Origin of the sequence: Selenomonas sp. AB3002 (assembly GCF_000702545.1) — a bacterium.
Classification (GTDB): domain Bacteria; phylum Bacillota; class Negativicutes; order Selenomonadales; family Selenomonadaceae; genus Selenomonas_B; species Selenomonas_B ruminantium_A.
The window spans coordinates 735,990-749,268 of record NZ_JNIO01000002.1; the positions used below are offsets into that span (position 1 = coordinate 735,990).

Consider the following 13,279-nt stretch of genomic DNA (forward strand, 5'->3'; position numbering starts at 1 on the left):
GGGAGACTTCTCTAATAGTATAATACGCCATAAAACAAGAAAAGCCTCCCTTTGTATGGAGACTTTTCTTGCTAAATATTTACTTATCCGATGACTCGCACCCCTTCCACCACCTTTGGCGGTCCCCCTCCAAGGAGTCCACCGGACTCCCGCGCTACGCGCCCCCCGTAAACGGGGGGAGGCTGGGTTACGAAACATCACAAATCCTTCTTACTGCAACAGGCTCAGCACGCTGGAGCTGGACTGATTGGCTTGGGCCAGCATACTTTGGGCGGCTTGCAGGAGGACGTTATTCTTGGTGTACTCGGTCATTTCCTTGGCCATGTCTGCATCACGAATGGTAGATTCGGAGGCTTGGACATTCTGACTGGAGAGAACGAGATTTGCTGAAGTCATTTCCAGGCGAGCTTGGACAGCACCAATATCAGTCTGCTGGTCGAGAGCTTTCTGCAAAGCATTGTCCAGCACGTTGATAGCAGCATTCGCATTCTTCTGGGTTGCAACGCTGATGGTTTCACCCGTAGAAGCTTTCAACCCCAAAGCCTCGGTGCGCATATCCGTAAGACCTATGCGAATGGACTGATTCGCCTTGGTGCCTACCTGGAGGGTGATGGCATTGTCATTGGATTTATTGACCGCCCTCACGGATTCGTTAAAATCATCCAGCACGGCGTTGACGGACTTCTTTACCTGGCCCTTCGAATCCTTCACACTGAACGTGATGCCGGAAATCTGGAATCTGGTACCAGCAGAACCAGAAGTGATGGTGATGGCCTTCTCACGGTTAGCGGTGTAAACCGTGTCACCAGACGCAGCCTTGCCTACTACGTCGCTGGCATCTACGCTTAGCTTATAAGGTATCAACTCGCCTACGGCCTCGCCAAGAGTGGAAGCAGCGGTGGAAAGGGCTACGGAAAGAACTGTAGAAGCTGAACTGTACGCGGAATTCCTTACTGTAGCCGCCGAAGATATGCTGGAAGACATAACCGCAGAAGCCGATGCCTCTGTTGATGAGTATGCGCTCACAGCAGATGCATACACTGCAGATGCTGAATTATAGTTTGCATTGTATGTAGATCCACCAGTAGGCGATGCTGCCCAGTTCAAAATATCAGTAATACTCGCATTTGGATTTTGACTATGCCACACCGAATAAGCCGAGTCGTACAACGAATTGTTAGTAGACATAGCAGCATATGCAGAATTCATCGTACTCACCGTATTCTGCACGACACCATTGTAGGTAGACGATGCATTGGCAACAGACGAGGCGTACGTACTACCAGCTTGACTATACGAAGAAGAATAAATCGAATTAGCCTGCGCTTTGGACGAATCATACACGCTATAAGCCGAAGCCGCCGCGGGACTATTCCTAGTATACGGCTCACTAGCCTCAATCAATGCACTGTCCAATGTGGTATTTTTATCAATATCAATATCCACACTATAATTGCGCCCTTGAATGACATAAGAAATTGTCAGCGTATCAGTGGTCTGAATATTGAGCCTCTCACCATTGCGGTTCTGCAGATCTATCAGCTTGGTAGCGCCATTGGTGTCCTCATGCAGGCTCTGATTGGTCATAGACGTCTTGGTCGCCGACCCCTTAGCCATCTTGCTGCCGTCCACCAGCGTCTTCCCATTGTAGGTGATAAGTGCATTATCATCAATCTGGTCTATGGACTGGTCAAGTTCCTTCTGGATGGCAGCGCGGTCGGAATCTGTGTTGCTATCGTTGGCGGCATTGATAGCCTTTTCCTTCATGGTCTTGAGGATATCCACGGTGGAGCTTACCGCACCCTCTGCCACTTTCATCATACTCTGGCCATTCTGCGCATTCTGGTCCGCCTGGTCCAGAGAGCGCACCATGACCCTCATGCGTTCAGAAATGGCGTAGCCCGAGGCGTCATCTGCGGCAGAGTTTATCTTCATGCCGCTGGAGACCTTCTTCAGGCTTTTCGCCAGCGCGGCGGAGTTCGCGTTCAATGTGTTGAGCGTGTTCACCGCCGACATGTTGTTCTTTACAACCATTGCCATTGTTGACACATCCTCCCTGGTGGGCAGCCACAGGGCCGCCTAGTCAAACATTCTCAGTGGCCCCGGCCCTGCTGTCCCTGCGGACCCGAGGCTCATGCAGCCTTGCCCTTAAAGGGCGGTGGAAGCCCCGCCGCCCTTATCTGACATATATTTCTATCCTATATATCGTAAGTTTTTGGGATTTCTTAAGAGGGAGGAGAAAAATTTCTCAAATATATTTTGCTTGACGGTCAGAGAACAAATGATTCATAATATAATCGTTGCCCAAAGCCTCTTTGGAGCCCCTTATGGGAGGGAGGTGTGTTGTATGTTTTCTCGCGACTTTGTGCTGGCGGTCATGGCGAGCGTAGTTGCCTACTACCTCGTCAAGTGCTTAGACCTTGCCATCACGTTAATCATGGGTAGCTAAGCCCGGTCCGGCATAGCCGTAAGTATGCAAGAAGCCCCCGGTTGGAGTAGCAGTCCTTCCGGGGGCTTCCTGTTTGTGTTTATATGTTTCCTCGCGTTTGCCTAAGACAAGTATAGCATAGTCAGATTTGAAATTCAATAGCAAAGGGCCCGCAGGCAGACACTCCTCACCAATACCTCTCCCCTCTCCAAAAGTTGGGCCGGAGCATGACCAGCAAGGTCAGTATCTCCAGCCTCCCCAGAAGCATAAAGACGCAGAGGGTCACCTTGGCGAAGTCCGATAGTCCCGCATACGTCTGTGTTGCCCCGATAACCCCGAAGCCGGGGCCTACGTTGCCCAGGGTGGCCACGGCTATGCCGAAGGAGTCGAAGGTGCCTATACCGTCCCAGGTCATGAAGAGTGTGCAGAGGGCCAGGCACACCATGTAAAGGAAGAAATACTGACCGATGCGCAGCACCTGGGTTTCGTCGACTCTCGCGCTTCCCAGCCGCACAGGGGTTACTCGCCGGGGGGAGAGTTTCTGATGGACGATATTCCAGGTGCTCTTGAACAGCACCACCATCCTGGCCACCTTGAGGCCGCTGGCGGTGGAGCCGCCGCAGCCCCCCACGATCATCAGTAGGATCAGCAGGCCCTTGGTGAACTCCGGCCACAGGTCGAAGTCCGTGGACACAAAACCCGTAGTAGCCACAGAGCTGACCTGGAAGGTGGACAAGCGCAGGGCATAGCCCGGAGTATAGCCCAGCTCCATCATCAGCACCAGAGCTATGAGGACGGAACAGCCCGCCAGCCAGCACACATAAGCACGGAACTCCGTGTCCCGCCAGAGTAGGTGCAGGCCCTTGTGCCAGGCCCGGTAGTAAAGGCCGAAACTGCCTCCCGCCACCGCCATGAAAAAGGCCATCCAGCCCTCCAGCCACACGCTGTCAAAGTGCATGGCGCTGTCATCATAGGAGGAAAAGCCGCCCCCAGCCACGGTAGCCATAGCATGGACCAGGGATTGGAAAAGGTCCAGGCCGCCTATCAGGTAAAGGCAGGCCGCCGCCCCTGTAAAAGATATATAAATGATGAAAAGTGCTTTCGTCATATCCCGCAGCTTGGGCAGCACACGGTCATCAGTAGGCCCCGCACCCTCGGCGCGGTACATATTCACCGTGCTTGCCCCTGCCTGGGGGAGAAGCGCGATAAAGATGACGATGATACCCAGGCCCCCCAGCCAGTTGGTCATGGCTCGCCATAAAAGAATGCTCTGGGGCAGGTCAGCCAGGCTGGTGAAGGTAGTGGCTCCCGTGGTGGTGAAGCCGGAAATGCTTTCAAAGAAGGCATCCAAAGGATTCAGATACCCGCCGCTGACATAGGGAAGCATCCCCAGAAAGGTAGTCACCACCCAGGCCAGCCCCGTGATGGCAATGCCCTCCTTGAGGGTCAGCTTTTCCGCTGCAATCTTTGTGCGGGAACGCAGCACCAGGGCCACGGTGCCCGCAAGGACGGAAGCCATCAGGAAGCTCACCACATTGTGGTCACGGTTGTACCAGGCAATGGCCATGGGGAATAATAAGACGACTGCCTCCGCGAAGATCATGCGGCTGAGGACGTAGAAGATTATTTGTTGTTTCAAATTACCACTTCTCCCTCATGGATTCTACCGTAAACCCAGCCAGCAAGATAAACGAAAACACCTCTATCCGCCCCATTATCATCAGGAGAGCCATCAGGAGCTGGCTCCAGCCTGGCAGCGCCGCCGCCCCGGGGCCGCCGTAGAGAAGGGCCGCTGAGCTGTTGCTGGTAAGGCAGGCTGCGGCATAGCCTGCTGACTGCAGGAGACTGATGCCGGAGATAGAAAGCAGCAGGGCAAACAGAGCGAAGGTCACCATGTAGAGAAAGAAAAAGGACAGGATGCGTCCCACCACTTTTTCCTCCACGGCCAGGCCGTCCAGCTTCACCACCGGCACCATATTGGGGTGCAGTGAATTCTTCAGGCCTGCATCCAGCAGGCGGTTCAGCACCAGCAGGCGCACCATCTTGAGGCCACCCGTGGGGGAGCCCATGCACCCCCCGGCAAAGCACACCATCAGCAGCACATATTTTTCAAAGCCCGGCCACTCCCAGAAAGGATTCACAGCCAGCCCCGAAGTGGAGATGAAGGAAAGCACCTGGAAAAAACCAACCTTCAAAGCCTCGCCAGGCTTGAACATGCCTGTGCCGCTGAGGTTCACCACAATCAAAGTCGTTGCCCCCAAAAGCACCAGCAGGAAAAACTGCAGTTCCGTATCATGCACCAGCATCCTGAGGCTGCGCCGCTTCCAGCTTTTCCATAAGAGCAGGAGGTTCAGGCTTCCCAAAAACATCACTGTCCCCGCTGCCATCCAGACAGAATTGGGCATATTGCTGAAGTCCAAAGTCCAGGCATCAGCTCCGGAGGAAATGGTCAGCATGGCCGTGACAAGAGAACGGCCGAAAGACAGCCCCGCCAGGTAATAGGCCAGCACTGCCAAAGCTGTCAAAAGCCCGTACACCGCCGCCCCCTGGCGGATAGACGTCCGCATCCTCTGCCAGATGGGGCTGAAAGATATCATCTGCCGGGCTGACAAAGTCACGCCAAAGCAGCCGCTGACCTGGGGCATGACCGTGACCAGTATCACCACGAAGCCAAAGCCCCCCAGCCAGCTCATGATGGCATGCCAGAGCAGGAGGGACCAGGGCCAGCCCTCACGGGTGGCAGTGACGGCAGGCAGCCCCGTAGTGGTGAGGGCCGAGATGCTTTCCAAAAAAGCCGCCGGGATGCTATGGGTTATTCCCGAAAGCAAGAAGGGCATCATGCCCAAAATCCCCAGGAAAAACCACACTATCACCATGAACATGGCCCCTTCTTTCAGGGACATCTGCCCCCTGCGCTCCCGCCTGCGGGCCCTGAGGGCAAATTCCCAGGCCGCCGCTGCCGCAAGGAAACCCGTGATGAAGATCGCCCCCGCCGGCTCCCACTCCTTGAGCCTGCAGGCCAGCAAAAAGGGCAGGATAAGTGCAAAGAAAAAAATCTGGCTCATGCGGCTCATAAGATGCCAGAAAAGTTCCATGTTCCCCCTCCCCTCTGCTATTTAAAATACTTCATGACCTCTTGGGCAAACTTCGTCTGTATAAAGAGTATCACCCTGTCCCCGGGCTGCAGTATGGTATGGCCATTCGGAATGCTGGCTTCTTCGCTCCGCACATAGGCACACACCAGGCATTCTTTAGGCAGGCTGGCCTTCATCAGGGGTTTGCCCGCCACCGGGGCGCCGGGCTGCACAATGACCTCCACTGCCTCTGCCTTGGCACCTTCGAGAAGCGACACAGACACCACGCCGCCTCGCCTGGCAAAGGCCAACACCTCGCTGGCTGACAGCAACCGTGAGGAAAGGGCTATATCCACGCCCACTTTCTCCATCAGCTCGATATATTCATTGCGGGACACCTTCACCACCGTGCGGGTCTTGTTGCCGGACAGGTGCCTTGCCAGCAGCGCCATCATCAGGTTCAGCTTGTCATCCTCAGTCAAGCACACCATCACATCTGCATCCTGCACACCTTCCTCAGTGAGGAGGTCCAGATCCGTGCCATCTCCGCATATAGCCATGCCTTTATTCATATGGGAAGCCACCATGCGACAGCGCTCCCTGTCCTGATCAATGATCTTCACCTCTACTCCCTGCTTGTCGAAGGACTCTGCCAGGAGGCGCCCGGTGCGGCCTGCGCCGATGATCATGACCCGGTGGAGCTTGCGGGCATTGCGCTGCACGAAGTTCAGACTGAATTTCTCTATTTCTTCGGGAATGCCGATGAAGTAGGCATTGTCATGGGGCTGCAGGCTGTCATCGCCATGGGGGATGATCATGCGGTGATCGCGGAAAATCATGCCCGCCAGCACCCCGGGGGGCAGTTTTATATCCTTGAACTTCACATTGGCAAATTTGGACTTCCTTGGCACCTTCGTCTCGAAAAGGCGTATCTTGCCGCTGGCAAAATCTTCCACATCCAGGGCCGCCGGGGTCATGAGGATGCGGTTGATTTCGTTTGCCGTAATCTGCTCCGGATTCAGGATAAGGTCAATATCGAAGTTTTCCTTGAGATAGTCCTTGCCCTCGCTGACGAACTGCATATCCCGGATGCGGGCCACCGTATGGGTGATGCCGTGCTTCTTGGCCAGGATGCAGGCCACCATATTCACCTCGTCAGAAGCGGTGACGGCAATGAGGATATCCGCCCCCTTCACATCCGGGTCAGCCATGGTGACAGGGCTGGCACCGCTCGCCGCGATAGTCAGCACATCCAGCGTGTTCTTCACCGCCTCCAGCTGGGCCTCATCCACATCTATGACCACTACTTCAAACTGTTCCTTAGAAAGCAATTCGGCAATGCTATAGCCCAGCTTGCCCGCGCCAACCACCACAATACGCATGACTTACCCTCCCATTTCTCCAATGATGTAGTATATTATACCCTAATTTACAGGAAATTTACAGATAAGAAAAAGCCCTCCCCAATGGGGAGGGCTAGGATTACCACTCTATTTAATTGTTCTTCTGCTCAAAGTGCGTATACACGCCATCCAGGTCATCCAGGGTAATGCCCATTTCAGTAAAAGCAGCGAAGAGTGCCTGGGTTTCGACTTCCACATTCTTTTTCCCATCTCCTGCTGCCAGGATGCCTGCGGAAGTTTTATCCGTAGGATAGATGTCTAAGGTTGAGCCATTGTAGGTGAGGAAGAACCTGGCACTGCCGTTGGATGTGGCCAGTTCCTTTTCATACTCACGGTACTGGTTTTTGTTTTTCTCCTGGTCAGGCTCCGGCAGGACTTTGGCCGTAGGCTCCATCTTCACCTTATCCGGAGTGACGGTGACATCATAGGTACCGTAGAGCGCCACCTTGCCATGCTTCACATTGAATACCGGCAACTCGGCAGTCTGCAAACCCAATACCCTGTCAGCGCTGGCATCCTGCCCCTTCTGAGCTTCCACAATTGAGGCGGAGCCGGAGAGGGGGGTGGTAGTAAGGGAAGTCAGCAAGGGCTTCACGGCGGGGATTATGGGGTCGGAGGGAGAGGTGATGATGTTCTCCGTGATTACCACCGTTGCAGGAGTAATCGGCGTACTAGTACGCGCAGGACGAACATGAGTCGGCTCGGGCTGCGGCTCAGGCTCGGGCTGCGGCTCGGGCTCGGGCTGCGGCTCAGGCTCGGGCTGCGGCTCGGGCTCAGGCTGCGGCTCGGGCTGCGGCTCAGGCTGCGGCTCAGGCTGCGGCTCGGGCTCGGGCTGCGGCTCGGGCTGCGGCTCAAGCTCGGGCTGCGGCTCGGGCTCAGGCTGCGGCTCGGGCTGCGGCTCAGGCTCGGGCTGCGGCTCAGGTTCGGGCTGCGGCTCGGGCTGCGGCTCAGGCTCGGGCTGCGGCTCAGGTTCGGGCTGCGGCTCGGGCTCGGGCTGCGGCTCGGGCTGCGGCTCAGGTTCGGGCTGCGGCTCAGGCTCGGGCTGCGGCTCGGGCTGCGGCTCAGGTTCGGGCTGCGGCTCGGGCTGCGGCTCAGGTTCGGGCTGCGGCTCAGGCTCGGGCTGCGGCTCGGACTGCGGCTCAGGCTCGGGCTGCGGCTCCGGTTCGGGCTGCGGCTCAGGCTCGGGCTGTGGCTCAGGCTGCGGCTCAGGTTCGGGCTGCGGCCCAGGCTCGGGCTGCGGCTCGGGCTGCGGCTCAGGTTCGGGCTGCGGCTCAGGTTCGGGCTGCGGCTCCGGCTCAGGCTGCGGCTCAGGCTCAGGCTGCGGCTCAGGCTCGGGCTGCGGCTCGGGCTCGGGCTGCGGCTCAGGTTCGGGCTGCGGCTCCGGTTCGGGCTGCGGCTCGGGCTGCGGCTCAGGTTCGGGCTGCGGCTCAGGTTCGGGCTGCGGCTGCGGCTCGGGCTGCGGCTCGGGCTGCGGCTCAGGCTCAGGCTCGGGCTGCGGCTCAGGCTCAGGCTCGGGCTGCGGCTCAGGCTCAGGCTGCGGCTCAGGCTCAGGCTGCGGCTCAGGTTCGGGCTGCGGCTCCGGTTCGGGCTGCGGCTCGGGCTCGGGCTGCGGCTCGGGCTGCGGCTCAGGTTCGGGCTGCGGCTCAGGTTCGGGCTGCGGCTCAGGCTCAGGCTGCGGCTCGGGCTCGGGCTCAGGCTCAGGCTCGGGCTGCGGCTCAGGCTGCGGCTCAGGCTCAGGCTCGGGCTGCGGCTCAGGCTGCGGCTCGGGCTGCGGCTCAGGCTCAGGCTGCGGCTCAGGTTCGGGCTGCGGCTCAGGTTCGGGCTGCGGCTCAGGCTCAGGCTGCGGCTCCGGTTCGGGCTGCGGCTCAGGTTCGGGCTGCGGCTCAGGTTCGGGCTGCGGCTCAGGTTCGGGCTGCGGCTCAGGCTCAGGCTGCGGCTCCGGTTCGGGCTGCGGCTCAGGTTCGGGCTGCGGCTCAGGCTCGGATTCAGGCTTAGATTTCACCTTCAAACTGCTGTGTACCATCTCATTCACATACCCAGGTGCAATCTCAGTATCTACAATGCTTTTATCCCCATCGTAAACAACATTGATATAATGCGTACCAGCGGTTTTTTCGCCTTCTGCATAAGCGTCAGAGTCAGTGTCAACCTTAGCCAGCTTCTCCTTCACATCTAGCCTATCCTCTGTGAAGAGTACATTGATTCCCTCCTCATTCACCTGCCCATCCTTGAAATTGCCGGTGAACTTGCCCTCCAGCTCATTTTCCACTGTATAACCAACTTTGGCCACAGTTTCATTGTATTCATATTCATCCTTATCCGGCTGGTTCGCTTTGAATGTAAGGGTGGGGCGATATTTGAAGATATAGCGGTTGCCTTCCGCATATGTGCTGGACTTGCCGTTCCAGCCCCATACAGCATATTTTTCGCTGTCGAGATCGCCGAAATCGTCCTCGTAGGGCGTGTTTGAGTAAACCTTCCAGTGGCTGTTGCTATCTTCGCCCAAATTCATGACATACTGGCCAGCCTTGTTCTCAAACTTCTCCTGAGCAAAGATTTCTATGGCACTGTCCGTATTTTTTGCCTCAGAGGTCAGCGTGCCCCCCAGGGTAACATTCTCGCCCCCCAAGTGAATCAAATTGCCTGCCTTAACAGCGCTGGCCTTCACATCGCCCATGGCATCTACATGCACATCATTAGCTGCATTGACAGTATCATTCAGGCTTACCTTGCCAGAGGCATCAACAACGACATTTTCCAGCAGCCTGTCATAGCCTACCGTGCCACCCAGCTCCACATCCTTGCCCTTAATCTCCAGCGAGGTATTAGTTAGTTTCTTCTCCACGATATAGTGGGAATCTTGCTTTTTGGTATCCCCTACGTCATTCCACTGAGAATAAAGGATGTTCTTGCTGCCCAAATGGGTGTCATAGTTGATGGCCAAGGCCATCTGCGTGCCGGTGCCATTGGCGCCGTCCTGTCCATTATCGGCATCAGGCTGGCGCGGTGCGAAATTGGTGTAGTACTTCGTGTCATTCACGCCGGTTGCTACATCATCGCCGTGCTCTTTGAACCAATCACTATGCGCCCTTCCCTTTTCACTGGTCTCAGCGACATTTTCCATGTCGCCATCTTTGCCAGACCCAATCGTGTTTTCGCCAATGGTCTGCACAAAGAAAACCTTTCCGGCTTCAGCACCTTCCACCCAGGCCCAAAAATGAGCATACTTGGTTCCGCCATCCGCAGTCTCTATCTTATACCAGCCTTTGCTCTCAAGGTCTGTGCCTTCCCCGACCTTCAGAACTTCATATTTGCCTTTTTCGTCCTTGTCTTCATTAATCACAGGTATGCCGGTAATGACAGGGTTGCCCTTCTCGTCTAAAGAGAACTTGATCCTGTTCCCATCATTGTCCACTGCATAGCCTTCTTTGTCAGCTTTAACATTCACCACATGGCCGCCTACAAAGGCCTGGGAATTCTGGGCGTGGTTCTTGGCTATATTGGAAGTTGCCACCGCATCTTCCAGCACGCTTGTGATGACGGCCAGATGGGTTTTTCCCGTGCCGTCAGGATCTGCTTTTTTCCTGGCCTCGCTCCAGGTGAGCTTGGTATTGCCATCGCCGCCATCGTAGTAGGCATTGGCTGAGTTCACCTTGCCGGCAATGGTCACATTGCCCTCGCTGCCAGCATCGAGACGCACAGTACCTCCCGTACCTACCAGCACTTCATTGCCCTGCAGCGTGATATCGCCGCCCTTGGTAATGACTTTCCTGGTGGGCGCTTCGCTTTCCTCGCCTTCTACAAGGATCTTGGTATTCTCTACGATTTCGTTGCCATTTTTGTCAAGGCCGAGGCCAAAGTAAACGCCGTTTGTTCCCGTGGCAGTGAAGCTGCCGCCATTGGTGTTGATATCAGCTCTGATGATGGAGGCTCCATCTTCGCGCTGGGAATTGGTCATTTCCTGGTTGTTGGAGTTCAGTGTGATATCAAGAGGGCCGTTTTCGGAAGAAATATATGCATCCACGCTGATATTCCTTCCGGCAGTAAGGGTAAGCGCGGTAGGCGTTTCACCCTTTTTCACGATATTTTTTTCCACCATAATATCGGAGTAATATTCCGGTTTCTCAGGGGTTGCCAAAACATTTACATTGGTATCGTCCAGCGCCTTGCTGAGGACTGTATTGCTGACCCTGTTGGGGTTTTTATTGTCCTCCTGCCCGTCCGGGTTTTCGGTGATGGTGACATTCTTGGCCGTTATATTCCAGGTGCCTGCCCCCGCCTCCGCGTAGGAATGGATATCAGCGCTGTCACGCACCTGCAGGCTTTGGGTGGCAGTGGTGTCTATATCGCCTTTGGCAGAAAGCTTGCCTTCAACCACCATAGTGTTGGCCGTCAGCTTGATATTGCCGTCAGAATAGATACCCTTGTCTTCATTGACAGTTACTTCATTAGCCGTCAGGTTGATATCTCCATCAACGGAAATATCATTTGTATCTACCTTGATGGTCTTGGACATCAGGCTGAGGGTGCCTTCAGCTTTAACATTTTCTATCGGCACATTGTCAGCTGCGATGCTGATATCGCCGTCAGCATGGATAGTCCCGTCTGCCGTTAGCTCATCGACCATCAAATCTTTATCATACTCGGAGAAATTTTTCTGTTCCTCCGTCAGCATGACAGATGCCAGGCTGATATCGCCACCAGCGGAAACATCCCCCTTGACCGCTATGTTTTCAGAGGCCAGGCTGATATTGCCACCAGCCTCAATATTATTTTCTGCCGTCAATTTATTATTAGCAGACAGCTTGATATTACCAGCTGCAGACACCTCTCCATCAGTCTCTATCTCTTTAGCTGTCACATCGACATTGCCGCTAGTAGATACAATATTATTTCCTGCCGTCACCTTTTCAGTAGCCGACAGGCTGATATTGCCTTTATCGGCAGCAAGCTCTTTTGTAGTCACCTTGACAGATGATATGGTGATATCGCCTGCTGCCTTAACATTATCATTGAAAGTTATATCATTAGATCGTCCATTGACAGCACCATTTGCAGAAGTAACACCTGCTGCTTTAATAGTTTTAGCCGCTAGGTTGACATCTCCACCGGCAGTTATATTTCCAGTCACATTTACTATAGTTTCCGTATTCTTGTCACCCAGCATGCTATCTTTTTTAGCGGTAAAAATATTTTCCCCTTCAGGCACCTTAGCGACCAGCATGTTGATATTGCCACCGGCAGTAACATTTCCGTTGGCCGTTATGTTTTTTGCATACACGCTGATATCGCCATCAGCCTTAATATTTGTTGCCATCACCGTGTTAGCCGCCATTAGAATATCCCTGCTGGCAGAAATATTCTCGGCCAAGGATATATCTTTAGCCGCTATGTTGAGATTGCCCGTAGCAGAGATACCGCTGCCCGGCTCCACCGTGGCCGCTACCAGCGTCACATTGCCTTCAGCATCCTTACCTATGCCACCGGCCTCGATTGTGCCATCATTCTTGATGAGACTGTCAGCGACGAGCTTATTGATATTATTGACCTTGATCAGCACACCATTTTCATTGCCGGTGTCAATTACATCATTGCCAGACACCTTGATATTCATATTGATTTTGTCTGCATAGCTGAAACTGACCTGGCTGCCATAGCCCATGGCTATATCATTGGCCGTGATGGTGCCATGATTATATATCTTGGGAGCAAAGATCGCCACATAGCCATCGCTGGCATTGATAGTAGCCATGTCCTCGATTTTTATAACGCCTTTGCTATCGCCTTGCTTGTCAGTTACAAACACACCCTGTTTGAATTTGTCCCAATTAAAACTCAGGGTACTGGCCACCAGGCTGCCCACATCCACGCTGGAGCCTGCACCAAAGGTAATACCGTGAGGATTTATCAAGAAGACTGAACCGCCCTCGCCCCTGAGAGTGCCATAGATTTCAGAGGCCTTATTGTCATAGATGCGGTTCAGCACCATCCAGCCCTTTTCACCCAGGAAATTGACCGCTGAATCTTTGCCGATATCAAACGTATCCCACTTTATGATGCCCTTCTTGTCAGCACCGCCAATCGTTATATTCAGCTCTTTGCCATCAGGCTCGGGAACATTTACCTCCCCATACTCCACCATTTGGAGCTTCGGCAATGCATCAGGTGCCACCTCTGCCCATGCCGTCGGCATCCACGCCGTCGCCGTGAGAGCTGTCGCCAGCACAGCCAGCCTGCGCTTCCTATATTTTGCAACACAACTCATGCTTCCGTACATCCTTTCGATTCTAATACTCCTGTAATACAAACAACGCCATCATTATATACCCACCACTTAGCTTTTTCCAGCTAATAAAACAACCCCAAGAAAAATA

6 protein-coding genes are annotated in these 13,279 nt (G+C 54.6%); 1 reads left to right on the plus strand and 5 read right to left on the minus strand.

Features of this window, described 5'->3' with window-relative positions:
• Window positions 1-210 precede the first annotated feature (210 nt).
• On the minus strand, window positions 211-1,989 hold the full coding sequence (locus P159_RS21110) for a flagellin (protein ID WP_318253491.1): 1,779 nt from the start codon (window positions 1,987-1,989) through the stop codon (window positions 211-213).
• Here P159_RS21110 and P159_RS21115 point away from each other — a divergent pair.
• Complete coding sequence (locus P159_RS21115; RefSeq protein ID WP_318253505.1) at window positions 1,934-2,083, plus strand: hypothetical protein; 150 nt, start codon at window positions 1,934-1,936, stop codon at window positions 2,081-2,083. The two genes, P159_RS21110 and P159_RS21115, sit on opposite strands and share 56 nt — an antisense overlap.
• Window positions 2,084-2,615: 532 nt before the next feature.
• Here P159_RS21115 and P159_RS0103670 read toward each other — a convergent pair.
• The 4 genes from P159_RS0103670 to P159_RS20465 all read right to left on the minus strand — a co-directional run bounded on the left by P159_RS0103670 (window position 2,616) and on the right by P159_RS20465 (window position 13,170).
• Window positions 2,616-4,067: a potassium transporter TrkG gene (locus P159_RS0103670; protein WP_029541523.1), complete on the minus strand. Its 1,452-nt coding sequence runs from the start codon at window positions 4,065-4,067 to the stop codon at window positions 2,616-2,618.
• A 1-nt stretch (window position 4,068) separates the two neighbouring features.
• On the minus strand, window positions 4,069-5,523 hold the full coding sequence (locus P159_RS0103675; RefSeq protein ID WP_029541525.1) for a potassium transporter TrkG: 1,455 nt from the start codon (window positions 5,521-5,523) through the stop codon (window positions 4,069-4,071).
• Between the two features lie 17 nt (window positions 5,524-5,540).
• Window positions 5,541-6,884 (minus strand): Trk system potassium transporter TrkA, encoded by a 1,344-nt coding sequence (gene trkA / locus P159_RS0103680; protein ID WP_029541527.1) that lies wholly within the window; start codon window positions 6,882-6,884, stop codon window positions 5,541-5,543.
• A gap of 112 nt (window positions 6,885-6,996) precedes the next feature.
• Window positions 6,997-13,170, minus strand: a complete 6,174-nt coding sequence (locus P159_RS20465; RefSeq protein WP_185753592.1) for a filamentous hemagglutinin N-terminal domain-containing protein — start codon at window positions 13,168-13,170, stop codon at window positions 6,997-6,999.
• Between the last annotated feature and the right edge of the window lie 109 nt (window positions 13,171-13,279).

What these genes read in the sequence shown, in the direction of transcription:
- P159_RS21115 (WP_318253505.1), top strand. Translation starts at nt 1,934, where the DNA reads ATGCCGCTGGAGACCTTCTTCAGGCTTTTCGCCAGCGCGGCGGAGTTC.
- P159_RS20465 (WP_185753592.1), bottom strand. Translation starts at nt 13,170, where the DNA reads ATGAGTTGTGTTGCAAAATATAGGAAGCGCAGGCTGGCTGTGCTGGCG.
- P159_RS0103675 (WP_029541525.1), bottom strand. Translation starts at nt 5,523, where the DNA reads ATGGAACTTTTCTGGCATCTTATGAGCCGCATGAGCCAGATTTTTTTC.
- trkA (WP_029541527.1), bottom strand. Translation starts at nt 6,884, where the DNA reads ATGCGTATTGTGGTGGTTGGCGCGGGCAAGCTGGGCTATAGCATTGCC.